Origin of the sequence: Pseudokineococcus basanitobsidens, assembly GCF_037482545.1 — a bacterium.
Lineage (GTDB): Bacteria > Actinomycetota > Actinomycetes > Actinomycetales > Quadrisphaeraceae > Pseudokineococcus > Pseudokineococcus basanitobsidens.
Genome location: NZ_JBBIAA010000018.1, coordinates 13,881 through 32,172 on the forward strand (window position 1 = coordinate 13,881; position 18,292 = coordinate 32,172).

General features: G+C 77.3%; 15 protein-coding genes and 2 riboswitches. Of the genes, 8 read left to right on the forward strand and 7 right to left on the reverse strand.

The genetic code is table 11. From position 1 onward, the window contains the following. Positions 1–68 precede the first annotated feature (68 nt). Positions 69–272 carry a hypothetical protein gene (locus WDZ17_RS13005; protein WP_339575592.1) on the reverse strand — a complete coding sequence of 68 codons (204 nt, stop codon included), beginning with the start codon at positions 270–272 and terminating at the stop codon, positions 69–71. Between the two features lie 223 nt (positions 273–495). On the opposite strand from WDZ17_RS13005, the gene WDZ17_RS13010 reads away from it, so the two are divergent. Continuing rightward, entirely contained in the window at positions 496–663 is a 168-nt protein-coding gene (locus WDZ17_RS13010; RefSeq protein ID WP_339575593.1) for a hypothetical protein, read from the forward strand. 24 nt (positions 664–687) lie between these two features. Here WDZ17_RS13010 and WDZ17_RS13015 read toward each other — a convergent pair whose 3' ends face one another. Both WDZ17_RS13015 and ku read right to left on the reverse strand, forming a co-directional pair. Next, a complete protein-coding gene (locus tag WDZ17_RS13015; RefSeq protein WP_339575594.1) occupies positions 688–1,734 on the reverse strand; it encodes an App1 family protein phosphatidate phosphatase in 1,047 nt (348 codons plus the stop codon). A gap of 165 nt (positions 1,735–1,899) precedes the next feature. After that, complete coding sequence (gene ku, locus WDZ17_RS13020) at positions 1,900–3,060, reverse strand: non-homologous end joining protein Ku (RefSeq protein WP_339575595.1); 1,161 nt, start codon at positions 3,058–3,060, stop codon at positions 1,900–1,902. A gap of 92 nt (positions 3,061–3,152) precedes the next feature. On the opposite strand from ku, the gene ligD (WDZ17_RS13025) reads away from it, so the two are divergent. Next, entirely contained in the window at positions 3,153–4,181 is a 1,029-nt protein-coding gene (gene ligD, locus WDZ17_RS13025; protein WP_339575596.1) for a non-homologous end-joining DNA ligase, read from the forward strand. Further along, positions 4,178–5,134, forward strand: a complete 957-nt coding sequence (gene ligD / locus WDZ17_RS13030; protein WP_339575597.1) for a non-homologous end-joining DNA ligase — start codon at positions 4,178–4,180, stop codon at positions 5,132–5,134. Before ligD (WDZ17_RS13025) ends, ligD (WDZ17_RS13030) begins: the two co-directional genes overlap by 4 nt. A 42-nt stretch (positions 5,135–5,176) precedes the next feature. Here the strand turns inward: ligD (WDZ17_RS13030) and WDZ17_RS13035 are convergent, their stop codons facing one another. Further along, a complete protein-coding gene (locus WDZ17_RS13035; RefSeq protein WP_339575598.1) occupies positions 5,177–5,683 on the reverse strand; it encodes an HNH endonuclease in 507 nt (168 codons plus the stop codon). A 425-nt stretch (positions 5,684–6,108) separates the two neighbouring features. Next, positions 6,109–7,146, reverse strand: coding sequence for a C40 family peptidase (locus WDZ17_RS13040; RefSeq protein ID WP_339575599.1), 1,038 nt, complete (start codon positions 7,144–7,146; stop codon positions 6,109–6,111). Between the two features lie 7 nt (positions 7,147–7,153). Further along, a riboswitch (cyclic di-AMP (ydaO/yuaA leader) is annotated at positions 7,154–7,265 on the reverse strand. Between the two features lie 291 nt (positions 7,266–7,556). Beyond that, positions 7,557–7,756, forward strand: a riboswitch (cobalamin riboswitch). Positions 7,757–7,925: 169 nt separating this feature from the next. On the opposite strand from WDZ17_RS13040, the gene metE reads away from it, so the two are divergent. Continuing rightward, entirely contained in the window at positions 7,926–10,325 is a 2,400-nt protein-coding gene (gene metE, locus WDZ17_RS13045) for a 5-methyltetrahydropteroyltriglutamate--homocysteine S-methyltransferase (protein ID WP_339575600.1), read from the forward strand. A gap of 112 nt (positions 10,326–10,437) precedes the next feature. Here metE and WDZ17_RS13050 read toward each other — a convergent pair whose 3' ends face one another. Then, positions 10,438–11,178 (reverse strand): iron-dependent transcriptional repressor DtxR, encoded by a 741-nt coding sequence (locus tag WDZ17_RS13050; protein WP_339575601.1) that lies wholly within the window; start codon positions 11,176–11,178, stop codon positions 10,438–10,440. Between the two features lie 614 nt (positions 11,179–11,792). Continuing rightward, positions 11,793–12,620 carry a pyridoxamine 5'-phosphate oxidase gene (gene pdxH, locus WDZ17_RS13055; RefSeq protein ID WP_339575602.1) on the reverse strand — a complete coding sequence of 276 codons (828 nt, stop codon included), beginning with the start codon at positions 12,618–12,620 and terminating at the stop codon, positions 11,793–11,795. Positions 12,621–12,718: 98 nt separating this feature from the next. On the opposite strand from pdxH, the gene WDZ17_RS13060 reads away from it, so the two are divergent. The 4 genes from WDZ17_RS13060 (at position 12,719) to WDZ17_RS13075 (ending at position 17,680) form a co-directional block, all read left to right on the forward strand. Further along, positions 12,719–13,768 carry a citrate synthase gene (locus tag WDZ17_RS13060; protein ID WP_339575603.1) on the forward strand — a complete coding sequence of 350 codons (1,050 nt, stop codon included), beginning with the start codon at positions 12,719–12,721 and terminating at the stop codon, positions 13,766–13,768. A gap of 23 nt (positions 13,769–13,791) precedes the next feature. Beyond that, positions 13,792–14,940 (forward strand): phosphoserine transaminase, encoded by a 1,149-nt coding sequence (serC, locus tag WDZ17_RS13065; protein WP_422631984.1) that lies wholly within the window; start codon positions 13,792–13,794, stop codon positions 14,938–14,940. 128 nt (positions 14,941–15,068) lie between these two features. Then, on the forward strand, positions 15,069–15,923 hold the full coding sequence (locus WDZ17_RS13070) for a lysophospholipid acyltransferase family protein (protein ID WP_339575605.1): 855 nt from the start codon (positions 15,069–15,071) through the stop codon (positions 15,921–15,923). Beyond that, positions 15,920–17,680, forward strand: a complete 1,761-nt coding sequence (locus tag WDZ17_RS13075; protein ID WP_339575606.1) for an FAD-binding oxidoreductase — start codon at positions 15,920–15,922, stop codon at positions 17,678–17,680. The genes WDZ17_RS13070 and WDZ17_RS13075 overlap by 4 nt, the downstream gene beginning before the upstream one ends. The last annotated feature ends 612 nt before the right edge of the window (positions 17,681–18,292 follow it).

Consider the following 18,292-nt stretch of genomic DNA (forward strand, 5'->3'; position numbering starts at 1 on the left):
GCGCCGCCTGGCGCGGTGGCGGGGCTCCGCCCCTGGGACGGCCGGGTCGCGCCGGCTCGTCGTGGCGGTCAGGCGCCGGGGGGCGAGGTGTCCTCGTCGAGGACCTTGTCGAGCGCCTCGCGGACGGCCTGCCGCGTCGCCAGGCGCACGGACGCCGCCTGCTGCTCCTCGGCGGAGCCCGCGTCGCCGATGCGCTGGCGCTCCTCCTTCTCGGCGTCGAGCGAGAAGTCGCGCGCCGTGCGGATCCGGTCCCAGATGTCTGCGTCTGCCATGCGGCACAGCACAGCACGACGCCGCCTGCGCCGCGCGTCGTGCCGGGTCCCGCCGCGCCACGCCGCAGCGCCGGACCGTTACCGGACCGTGCTCCACGCGCACGCGCGTCACGGGTGCGAGGTCGGCCGCGCGGGTCCACCCTCGTGCACCGCGGGCCGAGCCCGCGGCGACCGGGGCGAGGAGGACGCCCCGGACGCGACGCCCCGCACGGAAGCGCACGCCATGGCCTACCTCGCCCTCCTGGTCCCCCTCCTCGCCCTCCCGGTCCTGCTCGCCATGGCCGCCTTCGAGTCGCGGTGCAGCGACGGGTCGCCGCTGTGGCGACGGCGGGTGCCCGCGCCCGGGGCCCCGGCGGAGCTGCCCGCCGGCAGCAGCCCGACGCGCTCCTGACGAGAGCCCCCCAGGACGGACGGCCTAGAGCAGCCCCGCCTGCCGCAGCAGGCGCGCCAGTCCCGCGCCGTCGGGGGCGGAGACCCACAGGTGGTCGCCGTCCTCGCGGGCCGGCGCCCCCTGCGGCGCCGGGAGCCCCTGCGCGAGCACGGACTCCGTCGGCGACAGGTGCCGGATCGCCACGCCGGCCACGCTGCCCGGCCGCTCGCGGGCGAAGGCCTCGTAGATGGCCTCGTCGTGCTGGCCGTCGTCGCCGACGAGCAGCCACCGCACGTGCGGGAACTCGTCCGCGAGGCGGCGGAGCGCCTTCTCCTTGTGCGCGCGGCCGCTGCGGAACCAGCGGTCCGGGGTCGGCCCCCAGTCGGTGAGCAGCAGGGGACCTCGCGGGTACAGGTGCCGGTGCAGGAACCGCGTCAGCGTCGGCGCGACGTTCCAGGCCCCCGTGGACAGGTAGAGGACGGGCGCGTCCCGGTACCGCCGGGTGAGGCGCTCGTACAGCACCGCCATGCCGGGCACCGGGTTCCGCGCGTGCTCGTCGAGCACGAAGGTGTTCCAGGCGGCGAGGAACGGGCGGGGCAGGGCCGTGACCATGACGGTGTCGTCGATGTCGCTGATGACGCCGAGCTCGGCGTCGTCGCCGATCACCCGCACGGGGGCCGGAACCGACTCCGCCCCCGGCGCGCGCAGGACGACCTGCTGCCAGCCGGGCTCCAACGAGCCGGGCAGGCTCGCGTCGACGAAGCCGCCCCGGTCGGTGACGACGACGTGCTCCTCGCCGCCGACCTCGACGACCACCGGCGCGTCGCGCACCGGCACCGTGAGGAAGCTGCGCCACCCGCGCACCACCTCGGGACGGTCGCCGCGGTCGCGCCCGTCGGGGGCCGTGAGCAGCAGGCGGCCCAGCACGCGCACCGCGCGGGGCGAGCCGTAGCCCGGGTAGACGGTCAACGACGGCTGCCAGCCCTCGTCGAGGGCCCGCCGCGTGGCGCGACGGTGCAGCGCGTCCGAGAGCGCCACCGTCCGGGCGTGGAGCGGACGCAGCGCCGGGGGCGCGTCCTCGGTCGTGGCCACGCCGGAACCCTGCCACAGCGCCCGCCGACCGCCCGGGCGAGCCCGGGGCCGGACGGTCGCCGTGCCCGGCCCCGACGGCGCCGCGCGCCGAGCCGCTCCCGGTAGATCCGCGGCGCGCCCGTCGGTGCCGTCGCGGGCCCGGAGGTCGCAGGCGCGGACCCGGGGCTACGCCGACTTCTTGCGGGTCCGCCGCGCCGGCTTCTCCGGCGCACCGTCCTCCGCCGTGCTGCCCGGACGCCTCGTCGCCGTGCCCTTCGTGCTCGAGGCCTTCGTGGCCGTGCCCTTCGCCGCCGCGCCCTTCGCCGCCGTGCCCTTCGCGCTCGAGGCCTTCGCCCCCGTGCCCTTCGTCGCCGGCGCCTTCTTCGTCGACGCCGTCCTCGTCGACGCCGTCCTCGTCGACGCCGAGCGGCGACGCCCGCTCGCAGGAGCGCCGCCGGAGGCTTCCGCGTCGTCCTGCCGGCCGTCGTCCGAGGCGTCGTCCGGGCCGTCGTCCGCCGTGCCGCCCGCCGGACCCTGCGTGGAGCCGGCCTCGCCACGGCCCTCCTTGGCGCGGGCGACGCTGCGCTGCAGCGCGGACAGCAGGTCCACGACCTGGGCGCCCTCCCCGTCCCCCCCCTCGTCCTCCGCCGACGGGGCCCGGCGGACGTCCCCCGAGCTGATCTTCGCCTCGACGAGCTCGGCGACCGCGGTCGCGTAGCCGTCGGTGAAGGCGTCCCAGTCGAAGTCGCCGGCGAGCGACTCGACGAGCGAGGCGGCCATGGCCTGCTCCTGCGGCCGCAGCTCGACCTCCGAGGACAGGACGTCGAAGGAGGCCTCCCGCACCTCGTCGGGCCACAGCAGCGTCTGCAGGCAGATGACGTCGTCGCGCACCCGCAGCAGCGCCAGCGACTCCCGCTGCCGCAGCGCGACCTTCACGACGGCGACCCGGTCGGTCTCCGAGAGCGCCTCCCGCAGCAGGGTGTACGGCTTGAGCGCCGTCCGCTCCGGCTCCAGGTAGTAGGCCTTGTTGAAGAGCACGGGGTCCACCTGCTCGCGCGGCACGAACTCGACGACGTCGATCTCGCGGCTCGTCGAGAGCGGCAGCTCGTCCAGGTCGGCGTCGGACAGGACGACCTGCTCGCCGTCCGCCGTCTCGTACGCCTTGGCGATCTCCGGGTAGGAGACCTCCTCGCCGTCGACGCTGCACACGCGCTTGTAGCGGATGCGCCCGCCGTCCGCCTCGTGCACCTGGTGGAAGCGGACGTCGTTGGTGCCCGTCGCGGCGTAGACCTTCACCGGCACGGAGACGAGCCCGAAGGAGACCGCGCCCTTCCAGATGGCCCTCACGGCGGCTCCCTCTCCTCGCACGGCGCCCGGCGGGCGCACCCCGCGGACCGGCGCGGCCGCGGGCGTCGCGCCATGATCGCCGTGTGCGGCCCATGCTCGCCACCCCCACGCGCACGCCCGGAGCCCTGCCGTCGGCGCCCCCGGGGGCACCGCTCACGCCCGACGGCGCCGACCCGACCTGGGCGTACGAGGTCAAGTGGGACGGCATGCGCCTGCTGGCCGACGTCCGTGGTGGTCGCGGCGTCCGCCTCGCCAGCCGCACGGAGCGGGACGTCACGGGGACCTTCCCCGACCTCGCCGGCCTCGCCGGCGCGGCGGCCGCCGCCGGGGACGACCTGCTCCTCGACGGCGAGGTCGTGGCGCTGGACCCCGCCGGCCGCCCGTCCTTCGGCGTGCTCGCGCCGCGCCTCGGCCTGTCCGGGGCCCGGGCGCGGGCCGCGGCCCGGGCCGTGCCCTGCGTCTACGTCGTCTTCGACGTGCTGCGCGCCGACGGCCGCGACCTGCTCGGCGAGCCGCTGCGCGCGCGACGGGCCCTGCTCGAGCCGCTGGGGGCGGCGTGGGCGGGCCTCGACGTCGGTGGGGCGGCGCTGCAGGTCTCCCCGACCTTCCCGCACGGCGGCGACGTCCTCGCCGCCACGCGCGCGCAGGGCCTCGAGGGCGGGGTCGCCAAGCGCTGGGACTCAGCCTACCGGCCCGGCGAGCGCAGCACGGCCTGGGTGAAGGCGGCGCACCGGAGCTCCCGGACCGTCGTCGTCGGCGGGTGGCGCCCGCAGGAGGGCACGCGCGACCGCGTCGGCGCCCTCCTCGTCGGGGCGCCCGACCCGCAGGGGCGTCTGGTCTACCTCGGCCGGGTGGGCAGCGGCATCGGGCCCCGGGCCGCCGCCGTGCTGGCACCGCGTCTGGCCGGGCTGGGACGCGACGCCTCGCCGTTCGCCTCGGACGTGCCCGGCGTCGACGCCCGGGGGGCGCTCTGGGTGCGGCCGGAGCTGCGCGCCGAGGTCCGCTCGCTGGGGTCGACGACGGGCGGCCGGCTGCGGCAGCCGTCCTTCGTCGGCCTGCGCGAGGACGCGGAGCCCGACGTGCTGGACCCGGCGGCCGGGGTCGCGGACGGCGCGCCGTGAGCCCGCCCCCGGGCACCACCGAGCAGCTCGTCGACGTCGGCGGGCGCCGGCTGCGGCTGACGTCGCTGGAGAAGGTCATGTACCCGGCGACCGGGACGACGAAGGCCGAGGTGCTCGACTACGTCGTCCGGGCGGCGCAGCCCCTGCTGCGGCAGCTCGCCGGGCGGCCGGTGACGCGCGTGCGCTGGCCCCACGGGGTCGGCGACGACTCCTTCTTCGAGAAGAACGCCCCCGCCGGCGCGCCCTCGTGGCTGCGCACCGCCGACGTCCCGCTCCGCTCCGGGGACCGCACCGCCGCGGGCGCCGCGGCCCGCGGCGCGGAGGTCGTCCGCTACCCGCTGCTCGACGACGTCGCCGGCCTCGCCTGGGTCACCAACCTCGGTGCGCTGGAGCTGCACACGCCGCAGTGGCGGGTGCGCGACGGCATCGGCGACGGCGCCCGCACGACGCACCCCGACCGGCTCGTCGTGGACCTCGACCCGGGCCCCGGGACGGGCCTGGCCGAGTGCGCCGCGCTCGCGCACGTCGTCGCCGAGCGGCTGGTCGACGACGGCCTCGACCCGCGGCCCGTCACGAGCGGCAGCAAGGGCCTGCAGCTGTACGCCGCCGTCTCCGGGGAGCAGGACGCGGGCGTCGTGCGCGCCTACGTCCGCCGGCTCGCCGAGGGCCTGGCCCGCGACCGCCCCCGGGAGGTCGTCGCGGTGATGACGCGGGCCGTGCGCCGGGGGCGGGTCCTGCTCGACTGGTCGCAGAACACGTGGTCGAAGACGACGGTGACCCCCTACTCGCTGCGCGGCCGCGAGCAGCCCCGCGTCGCCGCGCCGCGCGGCTGGGACGAGCTCGACGACGACCTCGCCCAGCTCTCCCCCGCGCAGGTGCTGGCGCGCCTGGAGGACGAGGGCGACCTCCTCGACGACGTCACCGGGCCCGGGCCGCGGCTGCCGGAGGCCTGAGCGCCCCGGGGGACGGGCCGGCACCCCCCGGGCCGGCCGCCCCTACGCCACCTCGGCGGCGAGGCCGGGGAGGTAGTCGGCCCAGCCCGGGTGCAGGCCCTCGGCCCCCTGCGCCACCCAGGCCGGACCGACCGGCGCGGCGGGGCGCAGGCGCAGCGACCAGCCCATCTCCTCGGGCGTGCGGTCGCCCTTCTGCCCGTTGCACCGCAGGCAGCACGCGACGAGGTTCTCCCAGGTGTCGCGGCCGCCGCGGCTGCGGGGCAGCACGTGGTCGACGGTCGTCGCCGACCGCCGGCAGTACGCGCACCGACCGCCGTCGCGCCGGAGCACCCCGCGGCGGGAGACGGCGACCGAGCGCAGGTGCGGCACCCGCACGTAGCGGGTCAGGAGGATGACGGACGGCCGGGGCAGGCTCAGCGTCGCGGCGACGACCGGGACCTCGTCCGCGGCGAGGACGACCGCCTTGCCCGCCAGGACGAGGACGAGCGCCCGCTTGAAGGACACGACCCCGAGGGGCTCGTAGCCGGCGTTGAGGACGAGAGTGCGCACGACGACCCCGTTCTGCCCCCGCCCGCGCGCCGGGGGAGGCGGCGGGGGAGGGCGCTCGCACCGCGGCTGGAGCGCACGCGGAGGGGAGGAGAAGCACGACGGCGCCGACCAGCAGTGGTCGACGCCGTGGGGTGCGGGAGGTGGTCCGGACTCGTGCGGCCGGGCGGCGGCACGGGCCGGTCCCCTCGGTGGTCGCCCGACGGGGCCGTGGCGGCGGGGCGGCAGCGCGACCCGGCCCTGGAGCGGGCTGGACGCGCGGGCACCGACGTCACGGGACCTCCTCGTGCGGGCGCCGGGCGCGCTGTCGGCGTCCGGCGGGCACCACGGTACGACTCCTCCGGCGCGGCGTCACCGGAGATCCGCACGACCGGCCGGGCCGGGCCGTCGTCCGTGCTCGTCCCGGTCGTGCCGGGGCGAGCGGCTGGTCAGTAGCGGACGAAGTAGACGTCCGAGGTCCAGATGTCGCGCTTGGACACCGACTTGCCCGGGCGGGGCGAGTCGTACCACTGGTTCCCGCCGGCGTAGATGCCGACGTGCGAGCCGTCCGAGACGACGGCGAGGTCGCCGGGCTGCGCCTGCGAGCGCGAGACCCGCTGGCCCTGGGCGCCCTGCGAGGCCGCGGTGCGCGGGATCGAGACGCCGGCCTGCGCGAAGACGTACTGCGTGAAGCCCGAGCAGTCGAAGCCCGAGGGGCTCGAGCCGCCGTAGACGTAGGGCGTGCCGACGTACCGGGCCGCGATGTCGAGCACCGAGGAGCCGGCGCTGGAGGAGCCGCCCGAGGACCCCTCGTCCGAGTTCCCCCCGTCCGAGTCCCCCCCGTCCGAGTCCCCCCCGTCCGAGCCGTCGTCCGAGCTCGAGGAGGACTCCTCGGCCGGGCTCTCGTCCGCGGAGCCCTCGTCGGAGGAGCTCTCGTCGGAGGAGGAGCCCTCGTCCGCGGAGCGCTGCTCCACCACGGCGGGCTCGGAGGACTCCTCGGCGTCGTCCGAGGAGGACGAGCGGTCGGCGGAGCGCGAGACCGGCGCCTCGTCGCGGTCCTCGACGTCGGCCTCGTCGGAGGAGGCGTCCTGCGCCTCGGGCTCCTCCTCGACGACCGGCGTGACCACGGCGGGGGGCGGGGGCGGCGGCGGGGTGACCGTCGGGGCGGCGCTGGCCGCGAAGGTGACCGGCACGTCCGCGGCGACGGTGAGCGCCTCGCTGACGGCGGGCTCCGCCGGGACGGCGGCCGTCTCGACGGCGGGGGCCGCAGCCGGGGCGGGCTCGGCGACCGAGGAGGTCATCCCGGTCGTCATCACGAGCCCGGTGGCGGCCACGACCACGGCCGCGCGGCGGCCGGTGCGGCGGGCGCCGGCGGTCCCGCTGGTCACGGCGGCCGCGACGGCGTCGGTGAGGTCGGTCAGCGGGGTGCGGACCGGGCCGGGGGCCGCGTGACGGGCGGCCGGGCGAGCGGGGGCGCGCAGGGGCAACGTGGGGCCTCTCCCATCGCCTGCGAGGTGAGCTGTCGGGTTCGGGTGGGAGCCACCCGGCCGGCTCGTCGCGAGACCGGCTTCACCCCGAGGAACCCCGCGGCGACCCGGCCTCGGCCGGCGTCCGCGGGGACCGGAAGTGGGTCCCCCGCCCCTGCCTCGTCGATCTCGTCGGGACCCACGACCCGGCGGCAGGGCTCGGCGCTCCGGGGGCGGGGCGTGCCCGGGGTGCCGGGCAGCGCCGCGGACAGTACCCGAGCGCTCACCGCTTCGTCACATCCCGGTAACGGACCGGCGCGGCGCCGTCCCGACGCGCACGGATCGTGACCGTCGTGACCCGCGCCGGCAGCCCCACACCGCCGTCACCCGCGCCGTCGCCGCCCACGCCGTCGTCACTAGGCTCGCCGGCGCGACTGGTTCTCCCCGCGTCCGCGCGGGGAGAGGCAAGAGGGAACCCGGTGAGAGCCCGGGACTGCCCCGCAGCGGTGTCCGGGAACGACCGCCGTCATGAGCACTGGGCCGCAGGCCCGGGAAGCGACGGCCAGTAGGAGGGCGCACGTCGAGGAGTCGACGCGCCCCGTGCCCGGGAGTCCGAAGACCTGCCAGCCGTGCGCCCGGGCGACCGCCCGGGCGGAGGTCGACGACCGCTCGGGACGGTCGGCACCTGCGCGCGCCAGCTCCGGGCCTGCGCCGACCCCTGCGGCCGGCCCCGGGTCGTCGGCGCGTCCGGGCTGCCGCCCTCGCGCGCGGTCGTCGTGGACTCGCGCTGGGAGAGGTCCATGACGCAGCACGCCACCACCGCGACGGACGGGTCCGACGGACCCGACGTCGCCCACCACCCGACGGCGACCCTGTCGGGCTACCCCCGCCAGGGCCGCGACCGCGAGCTCAAGCGCGCGCTGGAGGCGCACTGGGCCGGGCGGCTCGACGCCGCCGGCCTGCTCGACGTCGTCGGGCAGGTGCAGGACCAGCGCTTCGGCGCCATGGCGGCCGCCGGCGTCACCGAGGTGCCCGCCGGCGACTTCTCGCTCTACGACCACGTCCTGGACACCGCGGTGCTGCTGGGGCTGCTGCCGGCCCGCTGCACCGCCCCGGGACTCGACCCGGCCACGCCGGCCGGGCGCCTCGGGCGCTACTTCCTCGCCGCCCGGGGGCGCGACGCCGACGGGCACGAGACGCAGGCGCTCGAGATGACCAAGTGGTTCGACACGAACTACCACCACCTCGTGCCCGAGCTGGGCCCCACGAGCGAGCCCGCGCCGGACGCGGCGGACCTGCTGGAGCAGGTGCGGGCGGCGCGCCGGCACGGGCTCGAGCCCCGGCCGGTCGTCGTCGGGCCGGTCACCTTCCTGCGCTGCTCGAAGGCGGCCGACGACGCCCCGGCCGGCTGGACCCCCGACGCGCTGCTGCCCCGGCTGCTGCCCGTCTACGCCGAGCTGCTCGCCGTGCTCGCCGACGAGGGCTGCGCCTGGGTCGAGCTGGACGAGAGCGTGCTCGTCACCGGGGCGGACGACGGGCTCGCGGCGCTCGCCAGGACGGCGCACGCGCACCTCGCCGGGCTCTCCCACCGCCCGCGGCTGCTCGTCGCCGGCCACTACGAGCGGCTCGGCGACGCGGCGACGCTCCTGCTCGACGCGGGCGTCGACGGGCTCGCCGTGGACCTGGCCGGCGCGAGCCGCGCCGAGGTCGAGGAGCTGGCCGCCCTGCCCGGGCTGGCCGGCCGGCGCCTGGTCGCCGGGGTGGTCGACGGCCGCGGCGTGTGGCGCCGTGACCTGTCCGAGGCGCTGGACCACCTCGAGGTGCTCGCCCGCTCGGGCGCCCGGGTCGACGTCGCGCCGTCGTGCTCGCTGCTGCACGTGCCGGTCGACGTCTCGCGGGAGGACACGCTCGACCCCGACGTCCGCTCGTGGCTCGCTTTCGCCGACCAGAAGCTCGAGGAGGTCGTCGTCCTCGCCCGCGGCCTCGCGCAGGGGCGCGACGCCGTCGCCGCCGAGCTGGGCGTCTCCGACGCCGTCCGGGCGTCACGGCTCGCCTCGGCGCGCACGCGCACGCCTGCCGTGCGCGAGCGCGGTGACGCCGTGACGCCCGGCGACCTCCGGCGCCCGGCGCCGGCGGACGAGCGGCGCGCCCTCCAGGCCGCCGCGCTGCGGCTGCCGCCGCTGCCGACGACGACCATCGGGTCCTTCCCGCAGACCCCGGAGATCCGCCGGGCGCGGGCCGCCCACCGGGCGGGACGCCTCGACGACGCCGGGTACGAGGCCGCCATGGAGGGCGAGGTGCGCCGCGTCGTCGCCGAGCAGGAGGAGGCCGGCGTCGACGTCCTCGTCCACGGCGAGCCCGAGCGCGACGACATGGTCCGGTACTTCGCCGACCGGCTCGAGGGCTTCGTGACACCGGTCCACGGCTGGGTGCAGTCCTACGGGAGCCGGTGCGTGCGCCCGCCGGTCGTCGTCGGCGACGTGCGGCGGCCGGGGCCGATGACCGTGCGCTGGACGCGCTTCGCGCAGCGGCTGACCGACGCCCCCGTCAAGGGGATGCTCACCGGCCCCGTGACGATCCTCGCGTGGTCCTTCCCCCGGGACGACGAGCCGCGCTCGCTGTCGGCGCGGCAGGTGGCGCTGGCGCTGCGGGACGAGGTCGCCGACCTCGAGGCGGCGGGCACCCGTGTCGTCCAGGTCGACGAGCCCGGGCTGCGGGAGCTGCTGCCGCTCAGGGCGTCCGGGCGCCAGGAGTACCTCGCGTGGGCGGTCGACGCCTTCCGGCTCGCGACCGGCGGCGCCGCGGCGACGACCCAGGTGCACACGCACATGTGCTACGCCGAGTTCGGCGACGTCATGGCGGCGATCGACGCCCTCGACGCCGACGTCATCAGCCTGGAGGCCGCACGCTCGCGCATGGAGGTCCTCGACGAGCTGGCCGACGAGGGCTACGACCGGGCCGTCGGGCCGGGCGTGTGGGACATCCACTCCCCCGTGGTCCCCACGGCCGACGAGGTCTCCGACCACCTCGCGCGCGCCCTCGAGCGCCTGCCCGCCGACCGCCTGTGGGTGAACCCCGACTGCGGCCTGAAGACCCGCACGCCGGAGGAGGTCTCGGCCGGCCTGACCGCGCTCGTCGCCGGGGCGGCCCGCGCCCGGCAGGCCCTCGCCGGGCGCGACGGGGGCACGACGCCCCGCTGACGCACCCCCCGTCCCCGCGGCCCCGGCGGCTGCGGGGACGGGCGGCCGCGGGGACGGGCGGGCCCGGGGGACGGGTGGGCCCGGGGGACGGGCGGCCCGGGAGACGGGTGGCTCAGGCGGTGGCGGCCGGGCCGACGAAGACGTGCGAGGCGACGCCGTCGACGAGCTCGAGGCCGACCTCGGCCCCGTCGGCGACGACGACGACCGACCCCTCGGTCCCGCGCCGCGGCGACGGTCGACGCTCCAGCGTCACGGCGCTGCCCGGGCGCACGGCGGCCGCCGCGAGCTGGGCCATCACCGCGTGGTCGTACTGCACCGGCTCGCCGAGGCGCCGCACCACGAACGGGCCGGCCCCGCCCTCGCTGGCCTCGACGAGCGTGACGACGCCCTCGAGGAAGGAGGAGGAGGCGTCGCCGGCGCCGTCGGGCTCGCCGCCCTCCAGCTCGCCGAGGCCCGGGATGGGGTTGCCGTACGGGGACTCCGTGGGGTGCTCGAGCAGCTCGACGAGGCGCTTCTCCACCCGGTCGCTCATCACGTGCTCCCAGCGGCACGCCTCCTCGTGCACGTACTCCCAGTCCAGCCCGATGACGTCGGTGAGCAGGCGCTCGGCGATGCGGTGCTTGCGCATGACGCGGGTGGCCAGGGTCCGGCCGTGGTGGGTCAGCTCGAGGTGACGGTCGCCGCTGACGACGACGAGGCCGTCGCGCTCCATCCGCGCGACGGTCTGGGAGACGGTCGGGCCGCTCTGGGAGAGGCGCTCGGCGATCCGGGCGCGCAGCGGGACGATCCCCTCCTCCTCGAGCTCGAAGATCGTCCGCAGGTACATCTCCGTGGTGTCGATGAGGTCGCTCACGCGACTCGCCCTCCTCCGTCTGGTCCCGCGTCCCCTGTGCCGTCGCCCGGGCACCTCCCGGTGCCGGTACGAGCGCGCCTCCCGGGGGTCGGCCGGGCGGCGGGGACCGGCGCGGCCGCGGCAGCAGCGCCGCGGCGCCGAGGCCGACCGGCCGGTCCTTCCTGGAACGATCCTAGAGTGGCGCGCCACCGCGCGTCCCGCGCCGACGGGAGCCCCCTGGCGAGCACCCCCGGCGCCTCCCGGGAAAGCCCTGGCGCTCCGGCGCCGGGCGGACGTACGGTTCTCGGACACGAGAGAGGAGGTGGTCCGAGCAGTGGTCGAACTCAGGACGCGTGAGGTGGCTGCCCGCTAGCCGCCCGAGCACATCGGACGACGCTGTCGCGCTCGTCCGGACCGCCCGCCAGGACCTCCCTGGTGCGACAGAGGCGGACCGGCGAATCCACGGCAGCCACCGCAGCCCCCGGGTGCCGTGCCCGTCCAGCACGGCGACGACGCCTCGGCGTCGAGCCCGGGGGCTGTCCCACGCCCGGGCGCTCGTCGGCCCGGCCCACCGCCCACCAGCCCGACGTGCGGCCATGTCGGGCGCCGTGGTGGGCCACGTCGGACGGCGGTCCTCAGGGCTGGAGGCGCCGCAGCTCCCACGCGGACGCGTCGTCGAGGCGGGCGGGTCGGCCGTCCCTCGAGCTCCACGCGGCGCGGTCGTGCAGGCGGGACGCGCGCCCGGCCCACAGCTCCACGCTCGTCGGCCGCACCCTGACCCCGCCCCAGCCGTCGGGCAGCGGCACGTCGCGACCGGCGAAGCGCTCCTCCAGCGAGGCCACCCGGCGCTCGAGCTCGGCCCGGCTCGCGACGGGCTCGGACTGCGCCGACGCCCACGCCGCCACCTGCGAGCCGCGGGGTCGCTGCGCGAAGTACACCCCCGCCTCCTCGCGGGAGACGGCCTCCACGTCGCCGCGCAGGCGCACCTGCCGCGACATCGCGTGCCACGGCAGGACGAGCGCGGCGCGCGGGACGGCGGCGAGCTGACGCCCCTTGGCCGAGCCGAGGTTCGTGTAGACGACGGCCCCCCGCCCGTCGAGACCCTTGAGCAGGACGGTCCGGGCGTCGGGGACCCCGTCGGCGTCGACCGTCGCGATCACCACGGCACCCGGCTCGGCGACGCGCTCGTCGTCCGCCGCCTCGGCGTACCAGCGCTCGAGCAGGTCCAGCGGCGCCACCGGCGGCTCCGCCCGCCACAGCGCCGCCTCGTCGTCCAGCCCTGCGCCGGTGTAGGTCACGCGCGCCGACGGGTCGACGACGGGGCGGTGCGCCGCGCCGTGCTCACGCCCCGCCCCCGCGGCTCCCCCACCGTCCGGCGGCCCCGCCCGGCCGGGCTCCCGGGGCGCCCGGCCCCCGTCGTGGACGCCCTCGGACGACCTCCCGCCGTCGGCCCGTGCTGGCATGGCGGGCACAGTAGGCGCCGCACGGCGCGACGGGGCGCCCTGCGGCGGCGCTCCAGCCCCGGGCCCGCGCCGGACGGCACACCCGCGGGGAGAGGTCCGTGACCGAGGACGACGAGCACGAGGTGCCGGGCACCACCGCGGCCGCACGAGCGGTCGTGGGCACCGCGGTGAGCGAGACGGGCGCGGGGGTCCTGCGCTACCGGGGCCACGACGTCGCCGAGCTGGCCGGGTCGACGCCCTTCGAGGAGGTCTGGGGCCTGCTCGTGGACGGCCGCCCGTCGGCGGCGCTGCCCCCCGCCGAGCCGTTCCCGCTCCCGGTGCGCACCGGTGACGTCCGCGTGGACGTCCAGAGCGCGCTCGCCCAGGTCGCCCCCGTGTGGGGTCTCGCCCCGCTGCACGACACCGACGGCGAGCGGGCACGGGACGACCTCGCGCGCGCCAGCGTCCTCGCGCTGAGCTTCATCGCCCAGTCCGCCCGGGGGCCGGACGTGCCGATGGTGCCGCAGCGGCGGGTCGACACCGGGCGGACGACGTCCGAGCGGTTCCTCCTGCGCTGGCGCGGCGAGGTCGACCCGGACCACGCCCGGGCCCTCGACGCGGCCTGGACCCTGCTCGCGGAGGACGGCCTCACACCGGCGACCGCGACGGCGCGCGTGGTCGCGGGCAGCGGCGCCGACGCCGCGGCGTGCCTGTCGGCGGCGGTCGCCACCATGAGCGGGCCGCTGTGCGCCGGGGCGCTGCCGCGCGTCCTGCACCTGCTGGACGCCGTCGACCGCGCGGGGGACGCGGACCGCGTCGTCGCCTCCGTCCTCGACGCCGGGCAGCGGCTCATGGGCTTCGGCCTCCACGGCCGCGGCGGCCCCGACCCGCGTGTGCCGGTGCTCCAGGAGGCGGCCCGGTCGCTGGCCCCCGACCGCGTCGACGCCGCCCTCGCCCTGGAGGCCGCTGGCGAGCGCGCCCTCGCCGACCGCGGCCGACCCGACGCCGACGGCCTGCCCCGCACCGCCAACGCGGCGCTGTGGGCCGCCGTCGTCCTCGACGGCGCGGGCGTGCCGGCGTCGATGCTCACCCCGCTCGTCGTGTGCGCCCGCACCGCCGGCTGGTCCGCGCACGTCCTCGAGCAGCACGCGACCGACCGCGGGCGCTGAGCCCGGGCCGCCGGTGCGCGAGGATGCCGGGCGTGCCCGCGCCCTCCCGTCTCCCACCCGCCGACCTGCGCGTTCCCGCCTCGCTGCTGCCCGCGGACGGGCGGTTCGGGTCCGGGCCGAGCAAGGTGCGCGCGGCGCAGGTGGAGGCGCTGACCGCGATCGCGACGAGCACGATCGGCACCTCGCACCGGCAGGCGCCGGTCGAGGACCTCGTGCGCCGGGCCCGGCGCGGCCTCGCCGAGCTGCTGGGAGCCCCGGCGGGGTACGAGGTGGTCCTCGGCAACGGCGGCTCGACGCTGTTCTGGGACGTGCTGACGCTCGGCCTCGTCCGTGAGCGCGCCCAGGCCTGCGTCTTCGGCGAGTTCACGTCCAAGCTCGCGACGGCGCTGGCCGCCGCGCCCTTCCTCGCCGACCCCGACGTCGTCCGCGCGCCCTACGGCGCGCTGGCCGAGCACCGGGCCGCCGACGGCGTCGACGTCTACGCCACCGCGCACAACGAGACGTCGACGGGCGTGCTCTCGCCGGTCCGCCGCCCGGACGGCGCCGGCGACGCCCTCGTCGTCGTCGACGCGACCTCGGCGGCCGGTGGCGTGCCCGTGGACCTCGCGCAGACCGACGTCTACTACTTCGCGCCCCAGAAGGCGCTCGCCTCGGACGGCGGGCTGTGGCTCGCGGTCTGCTCCCCCGCCGCGCTCGCCCGCGCCGAGGAGGTCGCCGCGCTCGGACGGTGGACCCCGTCGTCGCTGTCCCTGCCGCTCGCGGTCGCGAGCAGCCGCAAGGACCAGACCCTCAACACCCCGGCGGTGCTCACGCTGGCGCTGCTCGTGGACCAGGTGGAGTGGCTGCTCGAGCGGGGCGGTCTCGCCTGGGCGGCCGAGCGGACCGCGGCCTCCAGCGGGCACCTGTACGCGTGGGCGACCGAGCGCACGTGGGCGAGCCCCTTCGTCGCGGACCCGGCGCACCGCTCCCCCGTCGTGGGGACGGTCGACCTCGCCGACGACGTCGACGCCGCGGCGGTGCGCGCCGTCCTGCGCGCGAACGGCGTCGTCGACGTCGACCCGTACCGGGCGCTGGGGCGCAACCAGCTGCGCGTCGGCATGTTCCCCGCCGTCGAGCCCTCCGACGTCGAGGCGCTCACGGCGTGCGTCGACTGGGTCGTGGAGCACGTGTGAGAGGCGGGCAGGACCACGGGCGGAGGACGGCGCCGGGCACGACGGGCCGGCGGGCCGGCGCGACCCCGTCGGCGGCGCCCGGGCGTCGTGGACGCCACGGCGAGGGGCGGGTGCCTAGGGTGACCGCCATGTCCCGCACCGCAGCGGCGGCCGTGGGTGGCGCCCGGTTCGTCCTCCAGCGCCTCGTCCTGCGGCCCCTCGTGCGGAGCCAGGTCTCCGTGGACGTCGAGGGGGCCGAGCACGTCCGGGACCTGCCGCGGCCCTACGTCGTCGTCGCCAACCACTCGAGCCACCTCGACGCGCCGCTCGTGCTGGGCGCGCTGCCGCTGCGGGTCAGCCAGAAGCTCGCCGTGGCCGCCGCCGCCGACTACTTCTTCGACGCCCGCTGGCGGGCCACGCTCACCGGTCTGGTCTTCAACGCCTTCCCCGTCGACCGGGACGGCACCCGGGGCAACCGCGGCCTCGCGGCCCAGCTGCTCGACGAGGGCACGCCGCTGCTCCTGTTCCCCGAGGGCACCCGCTCCAAGGACGGCACGATGGCGCCGTTCAAGGTCGGTGCGGCCGCGCTCGCCGTCACGCGCGGCGTGCCGGTCGTGCCCGTCGGCCTCGTCGGCGCCCACGACGCCATGCCGCGCGGGCGCAGCTGGCCGCTGCCGGGACGGCCGCCGGTCAAGGTCGTCGTCGGCGAGCCGCTGCACCCGCACGAGGGCGAGACGCCGCGGGCCTTCACCCAGCGCATCGCCCTGGCCGTCGAGCGGCTCGTGCACGGCGAGGCGGAGGCGGACGGCGAGGGCGAGGGCGGGCCCGGCGTCGTCCCGGTCGTCGAGACCGAGCGTCCCGACCGGCCCGCCGAGGCGGCGCCGGACGCGCCCGTCGCCGACGGGTCGACCGACGAGAGCACCGACGGGACCGACGGTCGGGCCACCGACGGGGGACCGGGCGAGGAGCCCGGGCCGGACGGCCGGACGGCGAGGGCATTATGAGCCCCATGGACGAGCCCGGCACGCAGACGACCCCCCTCGACGCCCCGGGACGGTCGCCGCGCACCGACCAGGCCGCGCAGGACGCCGTCGAGGGCGACGGCGTGCAGCACATGAAGTGGTGGGGCTGGGGCCGCGAGGGCGTCGCCTTCACGCACCAGGACAAGCCGAGGCTGCGGGACTTCGTCCTCGAGAACGTCGGGGTGGACCTCGACACCCCGGGCCGGCCCGCGCTCGACTTCGACGAGCTGGACGTCCCGGCGAGCCGTGCGCCCCAGGGCCTGCTGGACGCGCTGGGGGCGGCGGCGGGCGCGGGCCACGTCCGCACCACCCCTATGGAGCGGGTGGTCCACACCTACGGCAAGAGCCTGCGCGACCTGCTGCGCCTGCGCGCCGGGGACCTGCCGCGCACGCCCGACGTCGTGGTCTACCCCGGGGACGAGGACGCCATCCGGGGCGTCGTCGACGCGGTGGCCGACGCCGGCGCGGTGCTCATCGCCTTCGGCGGCGGCAGCAACATCTCCGGCAGCCTGCACCCGCCGGCCGACGAGGAGCGCCCCGTGGTCTCCCTGGACCTGGGCCGGATGAACCGCGTGCTCGAGGTCGACGAGGAGTCGCGCCTGGCGCGCGTGCAGGCCGGGGTGCTCGGGCCCGACCTGGAGGATCAGCTCGGCGCCCGCGGCTGGACCATGGGCCACGTCCCCGACTCCTTCACCCACTCCACGCTCGGCGGCTGGATCGCGACCCGCTCCTCCGGCGCGCAGTCCGACAAGTACGGCGACATCGCCGACCTCACGCGGGGGCTCCGCGTCGTCCAGCCGGGGCGCCTCGTCGTCACGCGGCCGGTGCCGAGCGAGGCCACCGGCCCGAGCGTGCGGGAGATGCTCATCGGCTCCGAGGGTCGCCTCGGCGTCATCACCGAGGCGTGGGTGCAGGTGCACCGGCTGCCTCAGAACCGCGAGATCATCGGGTACTTCTTCCCCTCCTTCGAGGCGGGGGTGGCCGCGATGCGGGACATCTCGGCGTCCGACGCCTCGACGGTGCTCACGCGCGTGTCCGACGCCCGGGAGACGGCGTTCTCCTTCGCGACGTCGAAGGCGAGCAAGGGCCTCTCCCACCTCGTCAGCTCCGGGCTCAAGGAGTACCTGCGCCGCCGGGGCTGGGACCTCGACGCGATCTGCCTGTCGTTCGTCGGGTTCGAGGGCGACGCCGACGCCGTCAAGGACGACAAGTCACGGGTCAAGAAGATCGTCAAGGCCCACGGCGGCATCGTCGTCGGCAAGGGCCCGGGCACGCTCTACGACCAGAAGAAGTTCGACACCCCGTACATCCGCGACTACATCCTCGACCGCGGCGCGCTCGCGGACGTCTCGGACACCGCGGCCGCGTGGTCCGGCCTGCTGCCGCTGTACCGGCACGTGCGCGAGCAGGCGGACGCCGCCTTCGCGCGCGTCGGCGTGAAGGGCTGGGTGATGTGCCACCTGTCGCACAGCTACCACGGCGGCGCGTGCCTGTACTTCACCTTCGCCTTCCGCCAGACCAGCGAGACACCGCTGGTGGAGTACGACGTCGTCAAGGGCGCGATCCAGCAGGCCTTCGTCGACGCCGGCGGCACGCTGTCGCACCACCACGCCGTCGGGACCGAGCACGCGCGGTGGCTGGCGGAGGACATCTCCCCCGCCGGCGAGGCGATGATCGGCGAGCTGCTCGGCGCGGTCGACCCCGACCGGCGGCTCAACCCGGGCGCGATCGTCGGCTGACCCCCGGCCCCCGTCGGCGAGGCACCACCGGGCCGCCGTGCACCGCACGTCGACGACGTCACGCGACCGAAGGACGTCCCCGGGGGCCGCACGTCGACGACGTCTCGCGACCGAAGGGCGTCCCTGATCGCACTTCGACGACTTCTCGCGACGGAAGGGCGTCCCCGACCGCACGTCGACGACTTCACGCGACGGAAGGGCCTCCCAACCCGCACTTCGACGACTTCTCGCGACCGAAGGGCCTCCCAACCCGCACTTCGACGACTTCACGCGACCGAAGGGCGTCCCTGACCGCACGTCGACGACTTCTCGCGACGGAAGGGCGTCCCTGACCGCACTTCGACGACTTCTCGCGACGGAAGGGCGTCCCTGACCGCACTTCGACGACTCCACGCGACGGGAGGGCGTCCCTGACCGCACTTCGACGACTCCACGCGACGGGAGGGCGTCCCTGACCGCACTTCGACGACTTCACGCGACCGAACGGCGTCCCTGACCGCACTTCGACGACTCCACGCGACCGAAGGGCGTCCCTGACCGCACTCCGACGACTTCTCGCGACGGAAGGGCGTCCCCACCCGGCACGGCGACGACGTCACGCGACGAGGAGCC